The sequence below is a fragment of the Ruegeria sp. F5 genome (assembly GCF_056533845.1).
Genome location: NZ_JBQFOU010000002.1, coordinates 375,452 through 398,083 on the forward strand (window position 1 = coordinate 375,452; position 22,632 = coordinate 398,083).

The 22,632-nt window shown below is 59.8% G+C and carries 29 protein-coding genes; 14 read left to right on the forward strand and 15 right to left on the reverse strand.

The window, feature by feature from the left end:
- Window positions 1-14: 14 nt before the first annotated feature.
- A complete protein-coding gene (locus ACR0K1_RS04210; protein WP_480848917.1) occupies window positions 15-1,229 on the forward strand; it encodes a DegT/DnrJ/EryC1/StrS family aminotransferase in 1,215 nt (404 codons plus the stop codon).
- 3 nt (window positions 1,230-1,232) lie between these two features.
- Here ACR0K1_RS04210 and ACR0K1_RS04215 read toward each other — a convergent pair whose 3' ends face one another.
- The 4 genes from ACR0K1_RS04215 to ACR0K1_RS04230 all read right to left on the reverse strand — a co-directional run bounded on the left by ACR0K1_RS04215 (window position 1,233) and on the right by ACR0K1_RS04230 (window position 5,063).
- On the reverse strand, window positions 1,233-1,988 hold the full coding sequence (locus tag ACR0K1_RS04215) for a trypsin-like serine peptidase (protein WP_480848919.1): 756 nt from the start codon (window positions 1,986-1,988) through the stop codon (window positions 1,233-1,235).
- A gap of 11 nt (window positions 1,989-1,999) precedes the next feature.
- Window positions 2,000-2,551, reverse strand: coding sequence for a polyhydroxyalkanoate synthesis repressor PhaR (gene phaR / locus ACR0K1_RS04220; protein WP_480848921.1), 552 nt, complete (start codon window positions 2,549-2,551; stop codon window positions 2,000-2,002).
- A 134-nt stretch (window positions 2,552-2,685) separates the two neighbouring features.
- Entirely contained in the window at window positions 2,686-3,132 is a 447-nt protein-coding gene (locus tag ACR0K1_RS04225; protein ID WP_480613936.1) for a phasin family protein, read from the reverse strand.
- A gap of 128 nt (window positions 3,133-3,260) precedes the next feature.
- Window positions 3,261-5,063 carry a PHA/PHB synthase family protein gene (locus ACR0K1_RS04230; protein ID WP_480848923.1) on the reverse strand — a complete coding sequence of 601 codons (1,803 nt, stop codon included), beginning with the start codon at window positions 5,061-5,063 and terminating at the stop codon, window positions 3,261-3,263.
- A gap of 111 nt (window positions 5,064-5,174) precedes the next feature.
- On the opposite strand from ACR0K1_RS04230, the gene phaZ reads away from it, so the two are divergent.
- Together phaZ and ACR0K1_RS04240 are read left to right on the forward strand one after the other, a co-directional pair.
- Window positions 5,175-6,446, forward strand: coding sequence for a polyhydroxyalkanoate depolymerase (gene phaZ, locus ACR0K1_RS04235; RefSeq protein WP_480613562.1), 1,272 nt, complete (start codon window positions 5,175-5,177; stop codon window positions 6,444-6,446).
- A gap of 5 nt (window positions 6,447-6,451) precedes the next feature.
- Complete coding sequence (locus ACR0K1_RS04240) at window positions 6,452-7,036, forward strand: DUF6151 family protein (protein WP_480613560.1); 585 nt, start codon at window positions 6,452-6,454, stop codon at window positions 7,034-7,036.
- Here ACR0K1_RS04240 and ACR0K1_RS04245 read toward each other — a convergent pair.
- The 4 genes from ACR0K1_RS04245 to ACR0K1_RS04260 all read right to left on the reverse strand — a co-directional run bounded on the left by ACR0K1_RS04245 (window position 7,027) and on the right by ACR0K1_RS04260 (window position 10,231).
- A complete protein-coding gene (locus tag ACR0K1_RS04245) occupies window positions 7,027-7,743 on the reverse strand; it encodes an alpha/beta fold hydrolase (RefSeq protein ID WP_480613558.1) in 717 nt (238 codons plus the stop codon). The genes ACR0K1_RS04240 and ACR0K1_RS04245 overlap by 10 nt on opposite strands.
- A gap of 85 nt (window positions 7,744-7,828) precedes the next feature.
- The gene (locus ACR0K1_RS04250; RefSeq protein WP_480613934.1) at window positions 7,829-8,443 is read right to left on the reverse strand and encodes a hypothetical protein; all 615 of its coding nucleotides are present in this window, start codon (window positions 8,441-8,443) and stop codon (window positions 7,829-7,831) included.
- A gap of 46 nt (window positions 8,444-8,489) precedes the next feature.
- Window positions 8,490-9,482 (reverse strand): alpha/beta hydrolase, encoded by a 993-nt coding sequence (locus ACR0K1_RS04255; protein WP_480848926.1) that lies wholly within the window; start codon window positions 9,480-9,482, stop codon window positions 8,490-8,492.
- A complete protein-coding gene (locus ACR0K1_RS04260) occupies window positions 9,482-10,231 on the reverse strand; it encodes an alpha/beta fold hydrolase (RefSeq protein ID WP_480613932.1) in 750 nt (249 codons plus the stop codon). The genes ACR0K1_RS04255 and ACR0K1_RS04260 overlap by 1 nt, the downstream gene beginning before the upstream one ends.
- Window positions 10,232-10,447: 216 nt before the next feature.
- Between ACR0K1_RS04260 and thrS the strand changes: the two genes are divergently transcribed.
- The 5 genes from thrS to ACR0K1_RS04285 all read left to right on the forward strand — a co-directional run bounded on the left by thrS (window position 10,448) and on the right by ACR0K1_RS04285 (window position 15,174).
- Entirely contained in the window at window positions 10,448-12,439 is a 1,992-nt protein-coding gene (thrS, locus tag ACR0K1_RS04265; protein ID WP_480613555.1) for a threonine--tRNA ligase, read from the forward strand.
- A gap of 222 nt (window positions 12,440-12,661) precedes the next feature.
- Entirely contained in the window at window positions 12,662-12,964 is a 303-nt protein-coding gene (locus ACR0K1_RS04270; RefSeq protein ID WP_480613553.1) for a BufA1 family periplasmic bufferin-type metallophore, read from the forward strand.
- 70 nt (window positions 12,965-13,034) lie between these two features.
- Window positions 13,035-13,892 carry an MNIO family bufferin maturase gene (gene bufB / locus ACR0K1_RS04275; protein ID WP_480848929.1) on the forward strand — a complete coding sequence of 286 codons (858 nt, stop codon included), beginning with the start codon at window positions 13,035-13,037 and terminating at the stop codon, window positions 13,890-13,892.
- A complete protein-coding gene (locus ACR0K1_RS04280) occupies window positions 13,889-14,650 on the forward strand; it encodes an HvfC/BufC N-terminal domain-containing protein (protein ID WP_480613549.1) in 762 nt (253 codons plus the stop codon). Before bufB ends, ACR0K1_RS04280 begins: the two co-directional genes overlap by 4 nt.
- Window positions 14,647-15,174 carry a DoxX family protein gene (locus ACR0K1_RS04285; RefSeq protein WP_480613547.1) on the forward strand — a complete coding sequence of 176 codons (528 nt, stop codon included), beginning with the start codon at window positions 14,647-14,649 and terminating at the stop codon, window positions 15,172-15,174. Before ACR0K1_RS04280 ends, ACR0K1_RS04285 begins: the two co-directional genes overlap by 4 nt.
- A gap of 1 nt (window position 15,175) precedes the next feature.
- Here ACR0K1_RS04285 and ACR0K1_RS04290 read toward each other — a convergent pair whose 3' ends face one another.
- Together ACR0K1_RS04290 and ACR0K1_RS04295 are read right to left on the reverse strand one after the other, a co-directional pair.
- Window positions 15,176-15,544, reverse strand: coding sequence for a hypothetical protein (locus ACR0K1_RS04290; RefSeq protein WP_480613545.1), 369 nt, complete (start codon window positions 15,542-15,544; stop codon window positions 15,176-15,178).
- Window positions 15,545-15,585: 41 nt separating this feature from the next.
- Entirely contained in the window at window positions 15,586-15,903 is a 318-nt protein-coding gene (locus ACR0K1_RS04295) for an ArsC/Spx/MgsR family protein (protein WP_480613543.1), read from the reverse strand.
- Between the two features lie 213 nt (window positions 15,904-16,116).
- Between ACR0K1_RS04295 and ACR0K1_RS04300 the strand changes: the two genes are divergently transcribed.
- Entirely contained in the window at window positions 16,117-16,323 is a 207-nt protein-coding gene (locus ACR0K1_RS04300; protein WP_008758035.1) for a cold-shock protein, read from the forward strand.
- Between the two features lie 86 nt (window positions 16,324-16,409).
- On the opposite strand, the gene ACR0K1_RS04305 is transcribed toward ACR0K1_RS04300, so the two are convergent.
- Together ACR0K1_RS04305 and thyX are read right to left on the reverse strand one after the other, a co-directional pair.
- Window positions 16,410-16,718, reverse strand: coding sequence for a hypothetical protein (locus tag ACR0K1_RS04305; protein ID WP_480613541.1), 309 nt, complete (start codon window positions 16,716-16,718; stop codon window positions 16,410-16,412).
- A 56-nt stretch (window positions 16,719-16,774) separates the two neighbouring features.
- Entirely contained in the window at window positions 16,775-17,686 is a 912-nt protein-coding gene (thyX, locus tag ACR0K1_RS04310; RefSeq protein WP_480613539.1) for an FAD-dependent thymidylate synthase, read from the reverse strand.
- Between the two features lie 177 nt (window positions 17,687-17,863).
- Here thyX and ACR0K1_RS04315 point away from each other — a divergent pair, with 177 nt between their 5' ends.
- The 3 genes from ACR0K1_RS04315 to ACR0K1_RS04325 are packed head-to-tail and all read left to right on the forward strand — an operon-like array spanning window position 17,864 to window position 19,700.
- Window positions 17,864-18,292 carry a VOC family protein gene (locus tag ACR0K1_RS04315; protein WP_480613537.1) on the forward strand — a complete coding sequence of 143 codons (429 nt, stop codon included), beginning with the start codon at window positions 17,864-17,866 and terminating at the stop codon, window positions 18,290-18,292.
- The gene (locus ACR0K1_RS04320) at window positions 18,289-18,990 is read left to right on the forward strand and encodes a DUF1194 domain-containing protein (protein ID WP_480613535.1); all 702 of its coding nucleotides are present in this window, start codon (window positions 18,289-18,291) and stop codon (window positions 18,988-18,990) included. Before ACR0K1_RS04315 ends, ACR0K1_RS04320 begins: the two co-directional genes overlap by 4 nt.
- Window positions 18,987-19,700, forward strand: a complete 714-nt coding sequence (locus ACR0K1_RS04325) for a DUF1194 domain-containing protein (RefSeq protein WP_480613533.1) — start codon at window positions 18,987-18,989, stop codon at window positions 19,698-19,700. Before ACR0K1_RS04320 ends, ACR0K1_RS04325 begins: the two co-directional genes overlap by 4 nt.
- On the opposite strand, the gene ACR0K1_RS04330 is transcribed toward ACR0K1_RS04325, so the two are convergent.
- The 3 genes from ACR0K1_RS04330 to ACR0K1_RS04340 all read right to left on the reverse strand — a co-directional run bounded on the left by ACR0K1_RS04330 (window position 19,701) and on the right by ACR0K1_RS04340 (window position 20,923).
- The gene (locus tag ACR0K1_RS04330; protein WP_480613531.1) at window positions 19,701-20,198 is read right to left on the reverse strand and encodes a MarR family winged helix-turn-helix transcriptional regulator; all 498 of its coding nucleotides are present in this window, start codon (window positions 20,196-20,198) and stop codon (window positions 19,701-19,703) included. It lies immediately after the preceding gene.
- Window positions 20,199-20,276: 78 nt separating this feature from the next.
- Window positions 20,277-20,501, reverse strand: coding sequence for a succinate dehydrogenase assembly factor 2 (locus tag ACR0K1_RS04335; RefSeq protein WP_480613529.1), 225 nt, complete (start codon window positions 20,499-20,501; stop codon window positions 20,277-20,279).
- 29 nt (window positions 20,502-20,530) lie between these two features.
- Window positions 20,531-20,923, reverse strand: a complete 393-nt coding sequence (locus tag ACR0K1_RS04340) for a helix-turn-helix domain-containing protein (RefSeq protein WP_480613527.1) — start codon at window positions 20,921-20,923, stop codon at window positions 20,531-20,533.
- Between the two features lie 91 nt (window positions 20,924-21,014).
- Here ACR0K1_RS04340 and ACR0K1_RS04345 point away from each other — a divergent pair, with 91 nt between their 5' ends.
- Both ACR0K1_RS04345 and ACR0K1_RS04350 read left to right on the forward strand, forming a co-directional pair.
- Window positions 21,015-22,217, forward strand: coding sequence for a pyridoxal phosphate-dependent aminotransferase (locus ACR0K1_RS04345; RefSeq protein ID WP_480613525.1), 1,203 nt, complete (start codon window positions 21,015-21,017; stop codon window positions 22,215-22,217).
- Window positions 22,218-22,229: 12 nt separating this feature from the next.
- Window positions 22,230-22,631, forward strand: coding sequence for a hypothetical protein (locus ACR0K1_RS04350; RefSeq protein ID WP_480613524.1), 402 nt, complete (start codon window positions 22,230-22,232; stop codon window positions 22,629-22,631).
- Window position 22,632 lies beyond the last annotated feature (1 nt).

A 22,632-nucleotide genomic window follows, 5' to 3' on the forward strand; every position in this document is an offset into this window, starting at 1 on the left:
CGGGATTTCCAAATATGACACTGCCACCAAACGTGCATGATGCCGAACCCATCCCCGCAGCCGCCCGAGCGGCCATTGACGCCTTGATGCAATCCGGCGACCTGTTCCGCTATACCGCGCCGCAGGACGCCCCGGTTGCCTTGCTCGAGGCTGAGTTTGCTGAACTGCTGGGCTCGAAATACGCGCTGGCGGTGTCATCCTGTTCGGCCGCTTTGTTCCTGTCGCTAAAGGCGCTTGGCCTGCCCCGCGACGCGCGGGTGCTGATACCGGGCTTCACGTTTGCCGCCGTGCCCTCATCCATTGTGCATGCAGACTGCATCCCGGTCCTGTGCGAAGTGGGCGAAAACTATCGCATCGACATGGCGGATTTCGCGGCCAAGCTGAATGATGTTCATGCGGTGATCATCAGCCATATGCGCGGGCATACCTCGGACATGGATGCGATCATGGCGCTGTGCGATGCGCGCGACATTCCGGTGATCGAGGACGCGGCCCATTCGCTGGGCACCACCTGGCATGGGCGCAACATCGGCACCATTGGCAAGGTCGGCTGTTTCTCGTTCCAGTCCTACAAGATGATCAACGCGGGCGAAGGCGGCATCCTGACTACCGATGACGCCGATCTGGTTGCGCGTGCCGTGATCATGTCGGGCGCCTATGAGCACAACTGGAAAAAGCACAAAGGCCCGCACGGCGACAATTCGCCCGAGTTGCAGCAGGCCTTTGCCCGCTGGCAAAACCAGTTGCCGCTTTATAACCTGCGGATGAGCAACCTCAGCGCCGCCGTGATCCGCCCGCAAATCCCCGAACTGGCGCGGCGTGTGCGGGATGGGCTGGCGAACCACGATTACGTGGCCGACCGCCTGAACACATCGCCCTATATCGACGTCCCTGCCCCGCTGGCCCCGGAACGCCGCGCGCCGGATTCGATCCAGTTCAATCTGGTCGGGCTGAACGAGGATGAAATCCGCGCCTTTGCCGAAGCCTCGGACGCGCGGGGCGTCAAGGTTCAGGTCTTTGGCCTGAGCGAGGACAACGCCCGTGCCTTCTGGAACTGGCAATTCCTGCCTGAAAAGTTCGACTTGCCGCGGACCCGCGAGATGCTGATGAAGGCCTGCGACGTGCGCCTGCCGGTGCGCCTGACCCGCGAGGAGTTGGACGTGATTGCCGATATCCTGCTGGCCTCGGTCGGCGAGGTGATCGGGCCGGTTCCTGCCTACGGGACCTGAGCGTCAATCCTCAACCACATCAACCAATACAAACATCGCGGTGATCCCTTCGGGGGTCGCTGCGATGCGTGACAGGATACCCGCCACCTGCAAACCGGATGGGGCTTGGATCAACAGCGGCGCGCCGGAATCGCCCATCATCACCGGGCAGGTCGCGATCATCAGCCCGTCAGCCAGCGGACGCGGAAAACAGTCCTTCGTCCGGCTCTGGACATGAGGCCGCAGGCCGGGGTAACCGGCAACTGTTCCGGCGGTGAGCCCGGCGCTGGTTTCCGCGAGTTCGAAAAACCCAAGCGATTGTCCTAAAGGCTCAACCAGTTCAAGCACCGCCCAATCCAGTTCGGGGCGGCTCTCAAAACCTTCGGCGGTTTGATCAGGGTGCAAACGGTAGCTTTCGACGGTTGACACCGAAACGGCTTCTCCGCGCTGATAGCCAGCGGCAAAGCGGATGCTGGCGGCGGGAATCCAGCGGTTGCGGGTTCTGTTGTAAAGACAATGGGCGGCGGTCAGGACCAGCCTGTCAGAGATCAGAACGCCGGTGCAGTGCGACCGCTGATCCCGGCTGGCAAAGTTGACCCGCCCAATCGCACGCCATGGTGTGGCGGAGGCATCCAGAATCTCGCGCGCACGGATGTCATCGCATCCGGCATCCGACTTGGCACCCAAGGTGCACACAGGCGACCATGCTTCGGTAAAACGGCCCTGCGCCAGCGCCATTTGCCCGCAGAGCAAAGCGACGCAAACGGCAAGCCAGCGCATCGCGTGAGGGATCAGTTCAGCTTGGACAGCTTCTGCTGCAACTCGGCGAGTTGCTTTTTGATGTCATCCAGATCCTCTTTGGGTTCGGGCTTTTCCTCATCGCTTTCGGGACCGGACCAATTGCCCGACAAACCGCCGGTCATCGCCTTGAGGAAGGCTTTTTGCTGCGCCTGCATCGCCTCGAACCCCGGAATCTGGGTCATCGGGTTCATGGCGTTCATGTTTTCCATCATCTTGGACTGGCTTTCGCGCAGCATCTCGAACGAGCTTTGCAGGAACTGCGGCATCATCCCGCCGCCCGGAATCATGTAGCTGCGCACAAGGTCATTGAGAACGTTGACCGGCAGAACGTTTTCGCCCCGGCTTTCGTGTTCGGCAATGATTTGCAGCAGATACTGGCGCGTCAGGTCGTCGCCGGTTTTCAGATCGATAATCTGGACTTCACGCCCGTCCCGGATGAACCCCGCGATATCTTCAAGCGTGACATAGTCGCTGGTCTCGGTGTTATACAACCGGCGGCTGGCATAACGCTTGATCAACAGCGGTTTTTCCTGGTTCGACACCCTTAACCCTCCCAAGGATGATGCATTGCAGCACAGGTTATGCGACTGCAGCACAAAAAGAAAGGGCAGGTCAAGCGACCTGCCCAGCGCAACTGCACCAGTTGGGAGGAATGGGTGCCCGTCGCGCCCCTTCCTTACTTGGCGGCGGCCGCTTTCTTGGCAGCGGTCGTCACTTCGGTGGTTGCTTTCTTGACAGCAGCAGTTGCTTCTTCTGCAGCGTCTTTACCAGCAGCCATCAGCAGCTCGACGGTTTCGGTCTGAACTTTTTTCGCGATTTCAGCGAAAGCAGCCATGTTTTCGGCAGCAACTTCAGCCGACGCGCTTGCGAAGTCGGTTGCAGCTTTTGCGTAGTCAGCAGGCTCGGCCTTTGCTTTCGACATGTCGCTCAGCTTGGCCAGAGTTTCTTTGGTCCATTTGTTCGAGATTTCAGCCGATTTCTCAGCTGCTTCCAGAGCAACGCCCGACAGCTTTTCGTTCAGCGAAGCGGTCGATTTGAATGCGTCTTCCATTGCGGCGGTGTCTACCGGAAATGCACCCATCATGTCTTTCATGATCGCGGTGAAGTCTTGCGTCTTTGCCATTGTCCTAATCCTTTTTGCCGAACCGGGCCCACCCCGGTTTTCATCAGCTTGAGGACAATATGGTTTCTGCATCGCAGCATTGCAAGTATTTTTTGCTGCAATGCAGAAAAAATAGTTTCAAAATGAAATCAGCGGTTTGCCTTGACCAGCACATAGGTTCCCGGTGCCGGGCACAGGGGCGGATGATCCGAATCGCCGGTATCGCGGGCTGGAACCTGCTTGCCGGACCGCTTCTTCAGCCAGGCCTCCCATAGCGGCCACCACGAGCCCTCGTGGAAGTCCGCCTCTTTCAGCCAGGTCTCGGCATCGCCCTTCAGGTCGGGGTTGGTGTAGTGGCCGTATTTCTTCTTGCTGGGCGGGTTGATGATGCCCGCGATATGGCCGGATTCCGAGACCACAAAGGTCTTTGATTTCGACCCGGTCTGCTGAAACCCGCGATAGCAGTCTTTCCAGGTGGCGATATGATCGGTCTCGCAGGTGATCGCCATCATCGGAACATCCACGTCGCTGATGCGCAGCTTGTGGCCCATCAGTTCGAACCCGTCCCCGACCAGATCGTTGCCCTGACACAGACCGCGCAGATACTGGACGGCCATCTTTCCGGGCAGGTTGGACCCGTCGCCGTTCCAGAACAGCAGATCGAATGCCGGCGGAGTTTCACCCATCATGTAGTTGCGGATGGCGGGCGTATAAACAAGGTCGCGCGAGCGCAGGAAGGACATGGTGCGCCCCAGAATCCAAGCGTTCAACAGCCCCTCTTTGGCGACGTGCTCTTCGATCCCGTCTACGAAATCGTCCTGCAGGAAGGGCGTGAACTCTCCCTGATCGCCAAAATCCGTAAGGGTCGTGAAGAATGTCGCCGATTTGACCGATTTGTCACCGCGCTGCTTGAGCAGCGACAGCGTCAGGTTCAGCGTCGTTCCCGCGATACAGTATCCGACCGCATTGACCTGCTTGACCTTGCAGATCTTCTTGACCTCTTCGATTGCAGTCAGGAACCCTTCCTCGATGTAGTCTTCCATACCCACATCGGCATAAGAGACGTCCGGGTTGATCCAGCTGACCACAAACAGGGTATAGCCCTGTTCGGTAATCCACTTGATCATGCTGTTCTGGGCCTTCAGGTCCAGAATGTAGAATTTGTTGATCCAGGGCGGGAACAGGACGATTGGGGTTTCAAAGACGGTCTCGGTCGCAGGCTTATACTGGATCAGTTCCATCATGCGGTTGCGATAAACCACATCACCCGGAGTGGTCGCCAGATTGCCGCCGACCTCAAAGGCGCTGTCATCCGCCAGCTTGACCACCAGTTCGCCGTCATTGGCCTCGAGGTCCGATACAAGGTTCTCAAGTCCCTGGATCAGCGACTGCCCCTCGGTCTCGATCGCCTTTTCCAGCGCGTCGGGATTGGTGGCCAGGAAATTCGTCGGCGCCATCATGTCGATGATCTGCTGCGAGAAATACTGCAGCCGCTGCTTGTCGTTGTTATCCAGGTCTTCGACCGAGGCCACGGCCTGCTCCAGCGCCTTTGCGTTGGTCTGATACTGCTGACGGATCAACCGGAAATAGGGGTTGCTGTCCCACAAGGGGTTCGAAAACCGTTTGTCACTGGGCCCGGGTTCTTCGTCGTCGACCTCGCCAGTGGTCAGCGCCTGTTGCGCTTCGGCAAAGTTCAGAACCGATTTGCCCCAATATTCGATCTGCTGTTCCAGAAGTTTGGCGGGATTTTGCCAAGCCTCGGCCCAATAGGTTGTTGCTGCTCGTGCGAAAAGCTCTTGATTCGGACCGTCCAGAGCGGTCGTGCGGGGTTTCTTGACCGCCATGACCTCGACCAGGCGCTTGGAGAGTTGTTCGACCTTTTCCATATTTTCTTTAAGTCGTTCAATATGTTCTTCGCTAACGTCAGACATTTGGCCTTCACTTGTTGTCATTTTAACAATTCCCACCTAGTCTTGCTGCCATGCAGAATAACGTCGTGGGTGTCGGGGGGCAAAGCGACGAATGGTCCGAGTTTACAGGATAATACACCGGAGGTCCCTTCGATGCGCTACATGATGACCTACGACTTGATGGAAACCGTGCGAAACACGAACCAGTGGCTTGGCGCGACCGCCAGCGCAATGGCGTCGTACCCGCTGTTTTCCATGGCCCCGAACCCTGCGTTCGGCTGGATGGCCGCCTGGGGCGAGGTGACGGAACGCACCTTCCAGCGCATGGTCGTCAAACCCGACTGGGGTATCCGCACTTACACCTGTGAAGACGGCAAGGATCACCTGGTCGAGGTTACCACGGTTCTGGAACGCCCGTTCGGAGACCTTGTTCATTTCAAGGTAAACGGGCGTGAAACCCAGCCCCGCAAAGTGCTTTTGGTTGCGCCAATGTCCGGCCACTATTCGACTTTGCTGCGGTCGACGGTAAAAAGCCTGCTGGTCAATTGCGAGGTTTACATCACTGATTGGCATAACGCGCGCGATATTCCTGTGTCCGCGGGTAAGTTCGATGTCGAGGACTACACCCTCTACCTTGTCGATTTTATGAAAGAGCTCGGCCCCGACACGCATGTTGTCGCCGTGTGCCAGCCCGCCCCGCTGACATTGGCCGCCACCGCCTATCTGGCCGAGGTCGAACCCAAGGCCCAGCCCAGCACTCTGACGCTGATCGGCGGCCCGGTCGATCCCGACGCCACCCCGACGGACGTGACGGATTTCGGTCGGCGCGTGACGATGGGCCAGTTGGAAAAAACCATGATTCAGCGCGTGGGCTTCAAGTACAAGGGCGTTGGCCGGATGGTCTATCCCGGCCTGCTGCAACTGGCATCCTTCATGTCGATGAACGCGGATCGCCACTCCAAGGCGTTTACGGACCAGATCCAGCGCGTCCTCAGGAACGAGGCGTCGGATCATGACGCCCACAACCGGTTCTACGACGAATATCTGGCAGTCATGGACATGACGGCCGAGTTCTACCTTTCCACCGTCGAACGCGTCTTCAAGAACCGCGAAATCGCCCGCAACGAATTTGTGGTTGCCGGTCACAAGGTGGATATCGGCAAGATCACCGATGTTGCGGTCAAAACCGTCGAGGGCGCGAATGACGATATCTCGGCCCCCGGTCAGTGCATTGCCGCGCTGGATCTTTGTACCGGCCTGCCGGAGAGCAAGAAAGCCAGCCATGTCGAACCCGGTGCCGGCCACTACGGTATTTTCGCAGGGCGCAGTTGGCGGGACAATATCCGCCCTCTGGTGATCAATTTCATGAATGAAAACAGCCGCAAACCGCGCCGCCGGGCGGCCAACAGCAACAAAGTCGCCTGAGGCAGATGGGCGAGAGGGCGCTAGCCGACCTCGCCTTTGCCTGCTCCTGCGGGACCATGAGCGGTCGCATCGCGGCGTCAGCTTTGCCGCAAAGCACACATGTCGTCTGTTTCTGCCGTGATTGCCGCGCGGCGCAGTTGTATTTCGGGCAGCCCGACCCAGCCCCCGGCCCTGTCGACATCCTGCAAATGGCGCCCGAGGCCATCGTGGTCGATCAGGGCGCGAAACATCTGGCTGTGATGCAACTTAGCCCCAATGGCATGCTGCGCTGGTACGCCAAATGCTGCAACGCCCCGCTGGCGACCACGCCGCACAACCCGAAGTTTCCGTTTGCCGGGTTTATTGTCAAACGGCTTGCCGACCCCTCGGGCCTCGGCCCCGTTAAAACGCGGGGGTTTATTCAACTGCCGAACGGCAAGTACAAGCATGAAAATCCAACACCGGCCGCCATCGGGTTGGTGCGGCGCGTTTTCAAATCCCGATTGTCCGGAAGCTGGAAAAACACGCCATTCTTTGATCCGAAGACCCTTGCGCCGGTCGCCCGGCCCACAGTCATCAGCAAAAGCGAGCGGGCCGCACTTTACACGTAAGCCATCATCTGAGGCGCGCTCAGCCAATCCCGCATCGCGTCATTCACGATGTCCGGAGCCTCAAGCGTTGGCAGGTGCCCCGCATTTTCAAGGATTTGCAGCGAGGCTTCGGGGATCAGCTCTGCCATGAAAGCGTGTTTTCGAACCGGCGTCAGCGTGTCGTGGGCACCGCATAGAACCAGTGTCGGCACCTTGATCCGGCGCAGCGCGCCCTGCTGGTCGGGCCGGCGCTGCAACGCCCGCATCTGACGCACGAACACCTCCGGCCCCAGATCCGTCGCCATGGCCAGAAGGGTGTTCAGATGCGGTATCCGCTGCGGTCCCGGAGCCAGCGCATCCGACCCCACGACCCGGCGCATGACCTCTTCCAACCGACCGGCCTGCGCACCGATAATCAGTTCCTCGCGTCCTGCCGCCATTTGCGGCGTGTCCGCCTGCGCGTCGGTCGCCATGAGGCACAGGCGCGAGACCCGCTCGGGCGCGCGACGGATCAGTTCCAGCGCCACAACACCACCCATGCCAAGCCCTGCCAATGCAAACCTGTGCGGCACCTGATCCAAAAGGCCCGAGGCGATTTCTTCGATGCGCTCACCCTGCGAAATCGGCGCAACAGTCACCGCCCGATCCCGCGACAGCACCTCGATCTGAGGGCGAAACAGCCGGGCATCGGCCATGAAATCAGGTAAAAACACCAGCGGCTCGATCACGCGGGTCCTCCCTTTGCTCGGTTCTCCGAGTCCTTTCAGATTGCTCTGAGGATGAAAGTTTTGCCCCGGTGGGGCAAGGAAAACTTCACGGATACCGGATGCCGCGAAAAGCCGGGAAATCCGCGTATCGGGATTGCCGTTTGCGCAGGTCTTCCCCGGGCTCGGCCCCGGGTCGCAACAGGCACCCGCGCGGGGCAATGTAGCTGTCGATCCGGCGATGCGGTTTGGGCCGCCACACCAGATTGAAGGCGCAGAGCTTGGGGAAGAACCAGATCTCGGAATAGTCCAGATGGTCATGCATCCACCACGCCAGATCGCGCCAGTCGCGGCCCTGCGCAAAGCGATCCGCAAACCACGGGATCACGATGGATGCGCCCGCGATGCGCGCCTCGCCCTCGCCCCGATCCCAGATATGGCATTCCATCGGATTGTCATTGCGGGCGCAGTTCAGGCGGTTTTCATTTCCGAACCGGTTCAGCGACGGGGAACGATAGCCCGAGCGCACGGCGATCCGGCCAAAGGTCTCCTCCAAAGGGTCCAGCAGGGTTTCACAAAGGGCACGGCCGGTTTCAATGGCCAGATCGGGATTGTCGGGGATGTTCTGTTTCTGATGAAAACTCCCGATCTCGGAATACAGAAAATCCCGCATGTAGAAATGCCGGGACAGGCGCACGCGGCCAAGCGTCTCAAGGCTCCACATGCTGCCCGGCTTGCGCATCGTCACGTTCGGCTGGGTTGAGAAATGGTCATTCGATCCCCTGCCCCTTCAGCCAAGCCAACATCACCTCGACCGCCGCATCGGTCTGGCCCGGCGACATCAAGCGGCCCGCGATGACATGCGACATCGGATCATCGCCCGGGCCCATCGTCACCGTTTCGACCGTCACCGGCCCTCCCCAGGCTGCGGCCACCTTATGGGTCCGCTTTGGCCGCACGACCTGATCATCATCCGAGAACATGAACAACGCAGGCACCCTCGCGCCCGAGAAATCAAGCGCATAGACCGTATCCACAAGAACCGTCATCGGTACCACTGCCACCCAAGGGTAAACAACCGACCAATATTTGTTCTTCTCGGGGTCCGAGCTGGAAACATCGCGTTCTTCCCCCATCACCAGCGGCAGCCACTTCCGCGCCCAGGGCAGGCCCGGAATGAAGGCAACCGGCGAATTCACGCCAAAATTGGGCGATACGAAGATCATCGCCGCCACATCCGCGCTGAGTTCTGGATCAAGCGCCGCCGCCGCCGTCAGCGTACCCCCGGTCGATGTCGAGATGACGACCACCTTGTCGCCAACGGCCTTGGCTGCGGCCAGTCCCTCGGCCATATCCTGCATCCAGCCCAAGGCGGTCGTCTCGCCCATCGCGGCGCCGTCACGGCCATGCCCCCGCAGGCGGGTGTAGACCAGATTGGCCCCCAGCGCGTCCGCGACCCGGTCAGGCACGGGGCGGATTTCCTCGGAACTGGCCGAAAACCCATGCATATACAGCACCGAATACGGCGTGCGCTGTTCCTTGAACCCGTCCTGCCAGATCACGCGTTTCTCGACGCCGGGCGTGATGTCGTCAAAACCCGACTCGACGCTTTCGAAATAGACCTGCACACCTTCGCCGAACTTGCGGTCATCGAAAGAGGGGTTCAGGTCCACCTCTTCCCGTGGCCCGAACCAGTAGATCAGCCCGCCGACCACGATCAGCGCCAGAAGCAGACGCCCCAATATCCACCCGAAACGCCGCATCAGCCTGCCCCCAGTACGTCAAGTACCGCCTCTTCGATCAGGCCCAAACACGGCCCATCCGAGAACCGATGGTCCGCATCTTTCACCAACCGCAACTGTATATCCGGTCCTTCGGCATGTTCCAGCAACCGCACCGCTGTCTCCACCGAGACGGCTGTATCCGCCGTGCCCTGCAGAAACCGCACCGGGAACGGCAGGCTCAAAGCCGCGCGCAGGACAAGGCGTTCCCGTCCATCCTCAATCATCCGCTTAGTGATGATGTAGGGCTCCATATAGTCCGAAGGCAATTCCACATGCCCAACCGTTTCCAGCGCGGCCTTCTGCGCATCGGTAAATGACGCCCAATACCCATCTTCGGTAAAATCGGGCGCAGCGGCGATGGTCACCATGCCGGCAATCCGCTCGGGCGTTTCTTTGGCCAGCATCAAGGCCTGCCAGCCGCCCATCGAGGACCCCACGACAATCAGTGGCCCATCAGTCAGCGACGCGACCGCAGCAACGGTATCCTCGTGCCAATCCCCGATACAGCCATCCGTGAACGACCCGGAACTTTCGCCGTGGCCCGAATAGTCGAACCGCAGGAACGACTGCTCCCGCGCCTGCGCCCAGGCCTCAAGATGCACCGCTTTGGTGCCCTCCATATCCGACTTCAATCCCCCCAGAAAAACCACCGTAGGCCTCAGACCTTCGGTCTTGTGATACGCCAACCGCCGTCCCTGCGCCGTCTCCAGAAATTCCGTCGCTGCCATGAAACCCTCTTTCGCACTCCCCTCATCATGCACGTCCCACCCCTGACCGCAATTCCCCGATCCGTTCTTCATCTGGCCAAAAATATCCCAGGGAGCGCGAGGGGCAGCGCCCCTCGCTCCGGCCCTTGACACGCGCACCACCACCTGCCAAAGGAGCCTCACGCATAACCCGCAACCGGGCGTTCAGTGGGCGCCAAACCGACGAGGAGAGCCGATATGGCCCTGGATTCAAAATCCGTCTCTCTCACCTTCCCCGATGGCAATGCACGTTCCTATGACGCAGGCGTCACGCCCGCGCAGGTGGCGGCGGACATCTCGACCTCGCTGGCCAAAAAGGCCATCTCGGCCACGGTCGACGGCAAACACTGGGACCTGCAATGGCCTATCGAAGCCGACGCGCAGATCGCCATCCATACCATGAAGGATGAAGAACAGGCCAACGAACTGATCCGCCACGATCTGGCGCATGTCATGGCGCGTGCCGTACAGGAAATCTGGCCCGCGACCAAAGTCACTATCGGCCCCGTCATCGAAAACGGCTGGTATTATGATTTCGACCGGGAAGAGCCGTTTACGCCCGAAGACCTCGGCCTCATCGAAAAGAAGATGAAGGAAATCATCAACAAGCGCGATCCCGTCACCACCGAGGTCTGGGACCGCGACCGCGCGATCGAATTCTACAAGGCCAATAACGAACCCTACAAGGTCGAACTGATCGAGGCCATTCCCGGCGATGAGCCCCTGCGCATGTATTGGCACGGCCATTGGCAGGACCTGTGCCGCGGCCCGCATCTGCAGCACACCGGCCAACTGCCCGGCGATGCCTTCAAGCTGATGTCCATCGCAGGCGCCTATTGGCGCGGCGACAGCAGCCGCGCCATGCTGCAGCGCATCTATGGCGTGGCTTTCACCGGCAAGGAAAAGCTGAAAGCCCACCTGCATATGCTGGAAGAGGCCGCCAAACGCGACCACCGCAAGCTGGGCCGCGAGATGGACCTGTTCCACATGCAGGAAGAGGCCCCCGGTCAGGTGTTCTGGCACCCGAACGGCTGGACCATCTACACGCAACTTCAGGACTATATGCGCCGGAAACAGCGTGCGGGTGGCTATCGCGAGATCAACACCCCTCAGGTCGTTGACCGCAAGTTGTGGGAGGCCTCGGGTCACTGGGAAAAATACCAGCACCACATGTTCCTCGTCGAGGTCGATGAAAGCCGCGATGGCGAAAATGACGATGCCAGTGCCAGAAACAAGGACCAGACCCGCATCAACGCGCTGAAGCCCATGAATTGCCCCTGCCACGTGCAGGTGTTCAATCAGGGCCTCAAAAGCTATCGCGATCTGCCGCTGCGATTGGCGGAATTCGGATCGTGTTCACGCTTTGAACCCTCGGGCGCGCTGCACGGGATCATGCGCGTGCGCGGCTTCACGCAGGACGATGCGCATATTTTCTGCACCGAGGATCAGATTCAGGAAGAATGCGCGCGGTTCATCGATTTTCTGGCAAATGTCTATCAGGAACTGGGTTTCGACAATTTCGAGATCCGTTTTGCGACCCGCCCGGAAAAGCGTGTCGGGTCGGATGAAAGCTGGGATTACGTCGAAGGCGCATTGGAAAACGCGATCAAGGCGGTCGGCCGGGACTACACGCTGGAGCCCGGCGACGGCGCGTTTTATGGTCCCAAGCTGGATTTCTACCTGACAGATGCCATCGGACGGGTCTGGCAATGCGGGACGTTCCAGGTTGATCCCAACCTGCCCGAACGGCTGGGCGCAAGCTACGTCGCCGCGGACGGCGACCGGCACCGCCCCTATATGCTGCACCGCGCCTGTCTGGGATCGTTCGAACGCTTCATCGGTATTCTGATCGAAAACTGGGAAGGCAAGCTTCCGTTCTGGCTGGCCCCGCGTCAGGTTGTGGTCGCCTCGATCACGTCGGATGCCGACGCCTATGTGATGGAAGTTGTCGAAACGCTCAAAGCTGCGGGCGTCCGGGCCGAAGCCGACATTCGCAACGAAAAGATCAACTACAAGGTCCGCGAGCATTCGGTTGGCAAAGTGCCGGTCATTCTGGCCGTCGGTCACCGCGAGGTGGACGAGCGTACCGTCAGCGTCCGCCGTCTGGGTGAAAAACAGACGCAGGTTCAACCGCTTGAGACTGTAACAAATGAGCTGTCGCAGGCGGCGACGCCGCCGGACCTGCTGTAACATTCGGCAGCATATCGCCGCCAATCCGGCCCCCGCTTCGGGGCCGGATTGAAACATTTCCCCTTTTTCAATTCAAAAACAGTATGTTAACTTACAAGTGGGCACAGTGCTGCCTGACACGCTTGTGAGACACGGGCTCGTGAATTTAACTGTGGCTCACTAGCCATTACCTTTGTCATTGTCACAAGCAGACATACGCAGTCATCAAAAGGGATTACCGAGATGTCGAACACCGCAAAAACACTGGTCATCGCAAGCGCCGTGGCAGCAGCCGTATCGGGCGCGGCCACAACCGCAACCGCTCAGGCAAAAGAGAAATGCTATGGCGTTTCGCTGGCCGGTCAGAACGACTGCGCCGCAGGTCCCGGCACCACCTGCGCGGGCACTTCGACCGTCGACTATCAGGGCAACGCGTGGACGCTGGTTGATGCAGGCACCTGCAGCGATATCGAACTGCCGAAAACCGCAGACGGCGCGGACCGCAAAGGCTCGCTCGAGCCGCTGGATCGCGACCTGCCCGCATAAGGCTGTCCGAATGAATTGCGAAGGGCGGGCAGGTTCGCCCGCCCTTCTGCTATGATCAGGGGATTTGCAGATGTTGGATGACGCACTCAGGTCAAACCGGTTGCCCGCAGCGCCGGGCGTTGGCTACAAACCGCAGCATTTTGCGCAGATCCTTGATCACGCCAAGCCTGTAGCGTGGCTTGAGATTCATGCCGAAAACTACATGGGCGATGGCGGGCGGCCTCTGGCGCAATTGCGCCACCTGTCCGAACAGTTTCCGATCTCGGTTCACGGCGTCGGACTGTCCATCGGCGGCGAGGGCCCGCTGGATGCCGATCATCTGGCGCGTCTGAAACATCTGGTCGGTTGGCTGAACCCGGCCAGCTTCTCGGAACATCTGGCCTGGTCCACCCACGACACCAGCTTTTTCAACGATCTTCTGCCCCTGCCCTATACCGACGCAACGCTGGCGCGGGTCTGCGAACATATCGATCAGGTGCAGAATACTGTCGGGCGGCAAATGCTGCTGGAAAACCCCTCCAGCTATCTGGCGTTCGAGGAAAGCACATGGTCCGAGCCCGATTTCCTGCGCGAGATTTCGAAACGCACCGGGTGTGGCCTGTTGCTGGACGTCAACAATGTCTTTGTTTCGGCCACCAATCTGGATTTCTCGCCCCAAGGCTATATCGACGCCTACCCGCTTGAGAAAGTGGGCGAAATTCATCTGGGCGGACATGATGAAGACGAAGACGATCACGGCCATCCCCTGCTGATCGACAGCCACGGGCGCGAAGTGATCGACCCCGTCTGGGCACTGCTGGATTACGTGCTGGACAAATGCGGCCCGAAACCGCTGCTGGTCGAGTGGGATACCGACGTCCCGGACTGGCCCGTACTGCGGGCCGAGGCCGAACGCGCCCAAGCCGCTTTGGACAGGGTACCCGCATGAGCGTTTCTCAATCCACCTTTCAGGCGGCGTTGCTGGATGCGCAGGCCCCCGTCCCGGACGGGTTGACGGATGCTCAGGCCCGGCCCGCAGGCCGGCGGTACAGCGTCTATCGCAATAACGTGGCGGTTTCGCTGACCGAAGCGATGCAGCAGGCGTTTCCGGTGATCACCAAGCTTCTGGGCACGCAGAACATGGAAGGCCTGTCGGGCGTTTTCCTGCGGCAGCACCCTCCGTCCTCGCCGCTGATGATGTTCTACGGCGACAGATTCCCCGAATTTCTGGCCGACATGCCGCAGCTGTCGCATCTGGGATACCTGCCCGACGTCGCCCGGCTGGAACTGGCATTGCGGCGGTCGTATCACGCTGCCGATAGCACCCCGGCACCGGCGGATGCACTGGCGGTCCCGCCCGAGGATGTCATGCGGGCGAAACTTTGCTTTGCCCCGTCGATGCAGATCGTCCGCTCGGACTGGCCCATTCACGCCATCTGGCGGTTCAACAGCGAAGCGGACGCACCGAAACCCGAACCACGAGCCGAGGATGTGCTGATCACTCGCCCCGAATATGACCCCTTTCCGCAGGCGTTGCCGCCGGGCGGGGCCATCTGGATCGCGCATATGCAAGCGGGTGAAACCATCGGCGGCGCGTTTGAAAAAACCACCACGGACATCCCGGATTTTGATCTGGGAACCACTCTGGCGCTGCTTTTGCAGGGCGGTGCAATAACTTCTGTGACTATCGAAAGGCTGGAGACATGACTGCCCTGATCTCACTTCACAATAACACCTTGGGGAAACTGGAACTGACGTCTGGCTGGTTGACACCGACCTTGGCCAGACTGGTCTTTGCTGCGACCTTGCTGATCTACTATTGGAATTCGGCGACGACCAAACTGGGCAGCGGCTTGTTCGGTTTTCTGTTCCCGTCTGACGGCGCTTATGTTCAGATCTTTCCCAAGGCGATGGAAGCTGTCAGCTATGACAGTTCGCAGTTGGGCATCTTCCACTGGGCAATCGCAGTCGCGGGAACCTGGGCCGAATTCCTTTTGCCAGCGCTTATCGTGATCGGCCTGCTGTCGCGGTTCGCGGCCTTGGGCATGATCGGCTTTGTCTGGGTGCAGACGATCGTGGATGTCACGGGGCACGGCGCTGAGTTGGGCAGCTACTTCACCAACGCTCCGACATTGCTGGATGACCGGACAATCTGGACATTCCTGTTCGCGGTGATCGTGATCAATGGCGCCGGACCGCTGTCGGTGGACCGCATCCTGCACATTAAGTGACCTAGAAATGCGCCTTGGGCTTGTCCGGCTGACCCGCGGCAAGCCCAAGCAGGCCGGCCACACCGGCAAAAGCGATAGGGAACATGGTGAAAACACCAAACCCGAACGCGTAATACATCCCCGCCGCCGATATCAGCAGCAACAGACCCGCGATCAAGGCGCGGGCATGGGCCATTGCTCCGCCAGCGATCGCCAAAAGCGGGGCCAGGATGGACACCGTCTGAACCAGAGCAGGATTGTCCACCGGCTCGGCCAGACCTTCGACGCCACCGAAATGGCGGATCGCCTCGACATAGCCATACCCAACGAAACCGACGATCATGCCGATCAATCCGGCGATGACACCCAAAACCATAGCGGCGTTCCGCATTCCATATCCTCGCGATTGCTGTTCAGCAGATATGCACGCAATCAGGCAACGCCAAGCGCCGCCCGCGTTTCAGCCGTCCAACCTAGCGACAATTGACCCTCATTTTCGATCAGGGGGCGTTTCATCAGGGTCGGATGATCCACCAGCAGCTCCATCACAGGGCGCGTGCGCTGGCCTTCATCCAATCCACGCCAGGTTGTAGACCGTGTGTTGAGCAAAGCCTCGCCGAACTCGGCAAAAGCCTGCGACAGCACGGATTCGGGCACACCGTCGCCGCGCACGTCCACAAATTGCGCATCCGGCAACGATTTCAGCGCCTTACGGCACGTGTCACATGTCTTCAGTCCATAAAGTCGCATTCTGCGGCTGCTCCTGCATTTGGTTCTATTTTGGGCAATTTTGCCGGATTCCAGCGGTAATTCTTGATTTTTTACTTCACCGTGCAATGTTGAAAAAGGTGAAACTTGCAATGTGGGGCGTATCGGTTGCCCGAAACGACCGCGTTGCTGTCTTGCCAGTCACCGCCCCCACCAATTTGTGGGACAATGCGTAAGTAGAAGGAGACACGGGACATGCCAACCGGCACCGTGAAATGGTTCAATACCACCAAAGGCTATGGGTTTATTGCCCCCGACGAAGGTGGCAAAGATGTGTTTGTTCATATCTCGGCCGTAGAACGCTCCGGCCTGACCGGGCTCGCTGACAATCAGAAAGTCTCGTACGAGTTGCAGGACGGGCGCGATGGCCGCCAGATGGCAGCTGATTTGAAGCCGTTGTAAAAAACAGCCCCGCATTGCGCGGGGAGATTTCAGAGAAGGTTGGCGGCCAATTTCAGGCCGCCGGCCGCCCCCATCCGGCAAATGCCCTATCCTCGTGCTGGCACGTTGTCCGCATGGGTAAACCAGTCTTGTCCCATCGCGACGATGCAGGACGTGCCGGTCGCATATGTCACGACCATGGTCCAGTCACCGCGATCACTGCTCCAGACCTCCATGATCTGTTCGGGTCCGCGCACACCGGTTGCGACGCGCTGGGACGCGAATTGCCGGGTCAGTTTTTCATGAAGCCTTTGGGTCGGCTCACACAGGACCTCGGCAATGGGCGATTTGGCCTGCGCGGGCAAGGCCAGCCCCAATATCAGGCACATGGCGGGAAAAATCGAAGCATGGGTCATGAGACCAATGTAACAGTTTCATGACCATGCGTATAGACAAACGATATGCCTCCAAATCAACCTTCGCGGATGATCGCTTCGAACTCACGCCATTCGCGGGCGGTCATGCCTGAAGTGTCCTGAGTGACCGTTTCCCCCGCCAGCATCCGGCGCAGGCTGTCGACCATCTGTGCGGAAAGATTGACGGCGCCCAGGCGATAATCCTCGAACGCTTTGTAGGCGAACGGCACCCAATCGGCGACGATCTTGCACATCGCCTCGGCATACACACGGATTTCGTACTGCGCATGCGGGTCGGCGCGCAGGCGCAGGAAGTGGAACAGGTTGTGCAGGTCCACCTTCCAGTACCATTGCGTGTAGATATTGGCAGGCAGGTTCATCCGAGCCAGTTCCCGCGCCAGACCCTGCTGGCCGTCCTGGCTGATCATGTTTTCGTAGTTGTCATAGCACCGCGCGCTGTCAGCCTTGAGGATGTCGAGCACGCGCGCGGCTTCCTCCCCTTCCAGCGCGGACCCGCGGCCCTGGTTGTTGACCTCGGATTGCGCGGCGACATGTTCGGGCGCGGGAATGTAAAATTCGCGGTCCAGAATCGAATACCGCGCCGAGTATTCATTCACATTCGCCGTGCGGTGACGAATCCACTGACGGGCCACAAAGACCGGCAGTTTGACATGCAGCTTCACTTCGCACATCTCGAACGGGGTGGAATGCCAGTGGCGCATCAGATAGCGGATCAGCCCTTCGTCATTCTGGACCGATTTGGTGCCTTTGCCATAAGACACGCGGGCCGCCTGACAGATTGCGGCATCATCGCCCATATAGTCGATCACGCGCACGAAGCCGTGGTCCAGAACCTGATGAGCAGTGTACAGACGCTCTTCCATGCCTGCTGCGACAACGCGACGGGTTGGATGCGATTGCGCGCGTTGCGCTTCGATCTCGGCCTGATGTTCGGCGGACAGCGGCATGAAATTTTCCTTTCTGGCAATGAGTCGCTGACCACTATATATCGACAGTCCAGACACCGGAACCGCCATATGTACCGTCACGCGGGCAATTTTGAAATTGTGTTCCTGCTGCCCCCTCGACACGTCGGGTCGGCGCGCTAAGCTGCGGTAAATCACAATCATCGAAAGGAAGCCATGATGGGGCTGACATATCTTCACACCATGATCCGGGTGAAGGATCTGGAAAAATCCATGGCGTTTTACAAGCTGCTGGGTCTGGAGGAAACGCGCCGGTATGACAGCGAACAGGGCCGTTTTTCCCTGATCTTCATGGCGCCTCCGGGGCAGGAGGATCGTCCTATCGAGCTGACCCACAACTGGGATGGCGATGACGGGCTGCCCAGCGACAGCCGCCATTTCGGTCACCTCGCCTTTGGCGTCGACAATATTTACGAGACCTGCCAGCACCTGCAGGACAATGGCATCGTGATCAACCGGCCCCCGCGCGACGGGCGCATGGCGTTTGTACGCTCGCCGGACAATATCTCGGTCGAACTTCTTCAGCACGGGCATGCGCTGGAACCCGCAGAACCCTGGGCCAGCATGGAGAGCACCGGCCACTGGTGATCCGACCGATGATAGCGTTGGGGCTGGCCGCGCTGGCCGGCCCCGTTCAGGCCGCGCCCTGCCGTCTGGCGCTGGCCCTTGCGCTGGATATTTCCGTCTCGGTGGATGCGACCGAGGATATCCTGCAGCGCCAAGGCCTTGCCGCCGCCCTGATCGCGCCCGAGGTTCAGGACGCGTTCTTTTCCTCGCCCATGCCGGTGGCATTGGCGGTTTATGAATGGAGCGGGCCAACCAATCAGCATGTGATTCTGAACTGGCGTCTGATTGAAGGCAGTGGCGATCTGTTGGCGGCGGCAGAACGGGTCAGCCGGTCGGTTCGGTCTGACACCGCTTCGGCCACGGCCATGGGACATGCCCTGACCTTTGGCGCATCTCTGTTGGAACAGGCCCCGCCCTGCCTGTTTCAGACCATCGATCTGTCCGGCGACGGCACCAACAATGACGGGTACAGCACGCAAGCGGCCTATCGGCTGCCATCCTTTCAGAACACGGTCGTCAACGGTCTGGTGATCAACGCCAATGACTTTGAAGCCGAGTTGTTTCTGGTCCCGTTCTTCCGGAACAATGTGCTTCACGGGCCCGGTGCGTTTCTGGAAATCGCCGACGGGTTCGAGGACTTTGAACGGGCCATGCGCCAAAAGCTGGAACGAGAGCTGACGGGGATGCAAATCGGGTCCTTGGACAGGCCGTCTCGATGATCCTGCGTTTTCTGGCCATCCTGTTGGCTCTCGCTGCCGGACCCGCCATGGCTCAGTGCCGGCAGGCTCTGGCGCTTGGGCTGGACGTGTCCGGATCGGTTGACGCGCGGGAATACCAGTTGCAGCTTGACGGGCTCGCCTCGGCGCTGAGCCATCCCAAAGTTGGCCAGTTGATCCTGTCAAACTCTGCCGTCCCGGTGCGTCTGGCGGTTTTCGAATGGAGCGAACCGGGGCATCACAGGATGCTGCTGGACTGGACCGAGGTCCGCTCGGCTGCCGATCTGTCGCGGATTGCGGCGCGCTTGCGAAAGGTGGACCGCAGCGCAGCGCCACAGGGAACCGCGGTCGGGTCGGCCATGACATTTGGCGCTGAGCTGTTGTCGCAACAGCAAGAGTGCTGGAAGCGAACGTTGGATCTGTCGGGGGACGGAAAGCACAATCTGGGCCCGCATCCGCGCGACGTGAAGCCCAGCCTCAGATCGACAGGTATCACCGTCAACGGTCTGGTGATCGGCGCGGACGATCCAGGCAACGGCGACAGGCGCTATGTTCAGGTGGGAGAGTTGTCCGCCTACTATAACGCATGGGTCATTCTGGGGCCCGATGCCTTTGTCGAGGTTGCCTTGGGTTTCGAAGCCTACGAGGATGCCATGGTGCGCAAGCTGATCCGGGAACTTGACAGTCTGGTGCTGTCGGATGCGCGCCCCTGATCAGTAGATGTAGCGGATTTGATCGGTCCAGTACCGTTCGACCCGGCGCAGAGAGATGGTGATATCCTCGATCCCTTCCAGTCCCAGCACGCCCCTGCCCTGCAGCCCCTCGGCATGGCGTAAGAACAGCTCGGAAACGATGTCGCGTATCTCACGCCCGCGCGGGGTCAGCCGCACCCGGACCGAGCGCCGGTCGATCTCGCACCTTTGGTGATGCATATACCCCATCTCGACCAGTTTCTTGAGGTTGTAGCTGACATTGCTGCCCTGATAGTAGCCGCGGCTTTTCAACTCGCCCGCCGTCACCTCATGATCGCCGATGTTGAACAGCAGCAGGGCCTGTACGGCGTTGATCTCAAGCACTCCAACGCGTTCGAATTCGTCCTTGATGACGTCCAGCAACAGCCGGTGCAGCCGTTCGACAAGGGCCAGCGCCTCAAGATAGCTGGTCATGAACCCTTTGGATTCCGGCAGCGAGACCTGCATTTCCATACTCATCCGACCCTCCGATTCAGTCGCGCAGTTTCACACACGATGAACCGAATTCACCAATAATCGGTTAAGCCGGATTTTCCGTTATTTCTGAAAGGTCTGCGCGATATCCGCGATCAAATCCGCATATACGGCCGGCGGCTGAACCTGGCCCGTGACCCACTGGTACAGGTCCTGATCGTTTTCATGCAGCAGGGCGTCATAGGTATCCAGCCCGGCTTTGTCCATCTGCGCCAGGTGGCGGTCTGCATAGGCAGACAGGATCAGGTCCATCTCTTTGATCCCCCGCCGCATCGAGCGCATTTTCATGCGCTTTATCCTGACGTCCTGCGCCTCGGTCAAACCTGCTCCTCCAGCATCAGGCGTAGTCTTTTCTCGAGCCGTGCGGCGCGTTCGGCGCTCAGCCGCATTTCGCTGCGGATCGCACGCAGTTCGGCAACCGCATCCGCCACATTCAAATCGCCCTCAGCGTAATCCTGCGGCGCATCCATACCTTCGCCTTCGCCGGTCAACAGCCACATGATCGAGACGTTGATCATGCCGGCCATCATCGACAACCGGTTAGCGCGCGGCTCGGACAGGTCATTCTCCCACGCGGCGATTGTGGACTTTTTCACGCCCAGCCGCCGGGCCATCTGGGATTGGGTCATCCCCGCGGCCTCGCGCGCGCCCGCCAGCCGGTCTCCGAACGTTGCTGCATCCGGGCCGTACCAGTCGTATTCGTCGTTCATCAGGGCCTCCGATTCTCCGCCTTATACTGCTTGATCGTCATTCGGGCGCACCCTATGACAGACAAGTTGATCATTCAAACCGAGGCCGACCATGAGTTTCCTGTCTGCGACACTGTCACGCGTTAAACCGTCGCCCACGATCGCAATGACGGCAAAAGCCGCCGAATTGCGGGCCGCAGGGCGCGACGTAATCGGGCTGAGCGCGGGGGAACCGGATTTCGACACGCCCCAGAACATCAAGGATGCGGCTGTGGCGGCCATCGCGGCGGGCAAGACGAAATACACCGCGCCCGACGGTATCCCCGAGCTGAAACAGGCCGCCTGCGCCAAGATGAAACGCGATCACGGGCTGGACTATACGCCAGCGCAAATCTCGGTCGGAACCGGCGGCAAGCAGACGCTTTACAACGCGCTGATGGCAACGATGAACGCGGGCGATGAGGTGATCATCCCCGCGCCCTACTGGGTCAGCTATCCCGATATGGTGCTGCTGGCGGGCGGCACGCCGGTTGTTGTGGAAACCGCGCTGGAAAACAGTTTCAAGCTGACGCCCGAACAGCTGGAAGCGGCGATCACGCCAAAGACGAAGTGGTTCATCTTCAACTCTCCATCGAACCCGACCGGCGCGGGCTACAGCCCGGCAGAACTGAAGGCGCTGACGGACGTTCTGATGCGCCACCCCCATGTCTGGATCATGTCGGACGATATGTATGAACACCTCGCCTATGACGGGTTCCAGTTCTGTACCCCGGCCGAGGTCGAGCCCGGGCTTTATGACCGCGCGCTGACCTGCAACGGTGTGTCCAAAGCCTATGCCATGACCGGCTGGCGCATTGGGTACGCGGCAGGTCCGGTCGAGATCATTGCCGCGATGCGCAAGATCCAGTCGCAATCCACATCGAACCCCTGCTCGGTCAGCCAATGGGCGGCGGTTGAGGCACTGAACGGAACACAGGCGTTTCTGGCCCCGAACAACGAAACCTTCAAACGCCGCCGCGATCTGGTGGTCGATATGCTCGGCGCCATTGACGGCGTTACCTGCCCGACCCCCGAGGGCGCGTTTTATGTCTATCCGTCGATCTCGGGTCTGATCGGCAAGACCACCCCTGCCGGAACCGTCATCGAAAACGATGAGGCTTTCGCAACCGCACTGCTGGAAGAGGCCGACGTGGCCGTGGTGTTTGGCGCAGCCTTCGGCCTGTCGCCCAATTTCCGCGTCAGCTATGCGACCTCGGACGAGGCACTGAAAGAGGCCTGCACCCGCATCCAACGCTTCTGCGCCGCCCTGACCTGACCGGAGCCGCAGATGTCCACCGAGTTGCCCGAATACTATTTCCGAGTGCGTGAGAACGGGGCCGCAGTGTTCCGGATCGACACCGAAAACCGGTTTCGGCGCATCGAGATGGACCAGATTGCCGTCATCAACATCCGCAATGGCGAGGTCAAGCCCCATGGTCAGCGCACGCTGACCGAGGCGGACAAGGCCGAGATCGCCCGCTGGATGGAAGACCGCAAGGCGCTTTTGGCGCAGCGGGATATCGACGATATTCACCGCGCGGTCGACTACTTGAACCTGACCACGCAATGGGCGCAGTCCAAAGCCTCGGACGCTCAGCTCGAGGACGTGACCGACCGTTTGCTGATGGCGATGCACGATCTGCGGTCGGTTCTGGTTCGAAAAAAGGCGGACCGGCTGGAGAAAGAATAAG

Excerpts from the sequence above, each read along its gene's own strand:
- ACR0K1_RS04210 (WP_480848917.1), top strand. The coding sequence starts at position 15 with ATGACACTGCCACCAAACGTGCATGATGCCGAACCCATCCCCGCAGCC.
- ACR0K1_RS04215 (WP_480848919.1), bottom strand. The coding sequence starts at position 1,988 with ATGCGCTGGCTTGCCGTTTGCGTCGCTTTGCTCTGCGGGCAAATGGCG.
- ACR0K1_RS04225 (WP_480613936.1), bottom strand. The coding sequence starts at position 3,132 with ATGGCAAAGACGCAAGACTTCACCGCGATCATGAAAGACATGATGGGT.
- ACR0K1_RS04230 (WP_480848923.1), bottom strand. The coding sequence starts at position 5,063 with ATGACAACAAGTGAAGGCCAAATGTCTGACGTTAGCGAAGAACATATT.
- phaZ (WP_480613562.1), top strand. The coding sequence starts at position 5,175 with ATGCGCTACATGATGACCTACGACTTGATGGAAACCGTGCGAAACACG.
- ACR0K1_RS04240 (WP_480613560.1), top strand. The coding sequence starts at position 6,452 with ATGGGCGAGAGGGCGCTAGCCGACCTCGCCTTTGCCTGCTCCTGCGGG.
- ACR0K1_RS04250 (WP_480613934.1), bottom strand. The coding sequence starts at position 8,443 with ATGTGGAGCCTTGAGACGCTTGGCCGCGTGCGCCTGTCCCGGCATTTC.
- ACR0K1_RS04255 (WP_480848926.1), bottom strand. The coding sequence starts at position 9,482 with ATGCGGCGTTTCGGGTGGATATTGGGGCGTCTGCTTCTGGCGCTGATC.
- ACR0K1_RS04260 (WP_480613932.1), bottom strand. The coding sequence starts at position 10,231 with ATGGCAGCGACGGAATTTCTGGAGACGGCGCAGGGACGGCGGTTGGCG.
- thrS (WP_480613555.1), top strand. The coding sequence starts at position 10,448 with ATGGCCCTGGATTCAAAATCCGTCTCTCTCACCTTCCCCGATGGCAAT.
- ACR0K1_RS04270 (WP_480613553.1), top strand. The coding sequence starts at position 12,662 with ATGTCGAACACCGCAAAAACACTGGTCATCGCAAGCGCCGTGGCAGCA.
- bufB (WP_480848929.1), top strand. The coding sequence starts at position 13,035 with ATGTTGGATGACGCACTCAGGTCAAACCGGTTGCCCGCAGCGCCGGGC.
- ACR0K1_RS04280 (WP_480613549.1), top strand. The coding sequence starts at position 13,889 with ATGAGCGTTTCTCAATCCACCTTTCAGGCGGCGTTGCTGGATGCGCAG.
- ACR0K1_RS04285 (WP_480613547.1), top strand. The coding sequence starts at position 14,647 with ATGACTGCCCTGATCTCACTTCACAATAACACCTTGGGGAAACTGGAA.
- ACR0K1_RS04290 (WP_480613545.1), bottom strand. The coding sequence starts at position 15,544 with ATGCGGAACGCCGCTATGGTTTTGGGTGTCATCGCCGGATTGATCGGC.
- ACR0K1_RS04295 (WP_480613543.1), bottom strand. The coding sequence starts at position 15,903 with ATGCGACTTTATGGACTGAAGACATGTGACACGTGCCGTAAGGCGCTG.
- ACR0K1_RS04300 (WP_008758035.1), top strand. The coding sequence starts at position 16,117 with ATGCCAACCGGCACCGTGAAATGGTTCAATACCACCAAAGGCTATGGG.
- ACR0K1_RS04305 (WP_480613541.1), bottom strand. The coding sequence starts at position 16,718 with ATGACCCATGCTTCGATTTTTCCCGCCATGTGCCTGATATTGGGGCTG.
- thyX (WP_480613539.1), bottom strand. The coding sequence starts at position 17,686 with ATGCCGCTGTCCGCCGAACATCAGGCCGAGATCGAAGCGCAACGCGCG.
- ACR0K1_RS04315 (WP_480613537.1), top strand. The coding sequence starts at position 17,864 with ATGGGGCTGACATATCTTCACACCATGATCCGGGTGAAGGATCTGGAA.
- ACR0K1_RS04325 (WP_480613533.1), top strand. The coding sequence starts at position 18,987 with ATGATCCTGCGTTTTCTGGCCATCCTGTTGGCTCTCGCTGCCGGACCC.
- ACR0K1_RS04330 (WP_480613531.1), bottom strand. The coding sequence starts at position 20,198 with ATGAGTATGGAAATGCAGGTCTCGCTGCCGGAATCCAAAGGGTTCATG.
- ACR0K1_RS04335 (WP_480613529.1), bottom strand. The coding sequence starts at position 20,501 with ATGAAAATGCGCTCGATGCGGCGGGGGATCAAAGAGATGGACCTGATC.
- ACR0K1_RS04340 (WP_480613527.1), bottom strand. The coding sequence starts at position 20,923 with ATGAACGACGAATACGACTGGTACGGCCCGGATGCAGCAACGTTCGGA.
- ACR0K1_RS04345 (WP_480613525.1), top strand. The coding sequence starts at position 21,015 with ATGAGTTTCCTGTCTGCGACACTGTCACGCGTTAAACCGTCGCCCACG.
- ACR0K1_RS04350 (WP_480613524.1), top strand. The coding sequence starts at position 22,230 with ATGTCCACCGAGTTGCCCGAATACTATTTCCGAGTGCGTGAGAACGGG.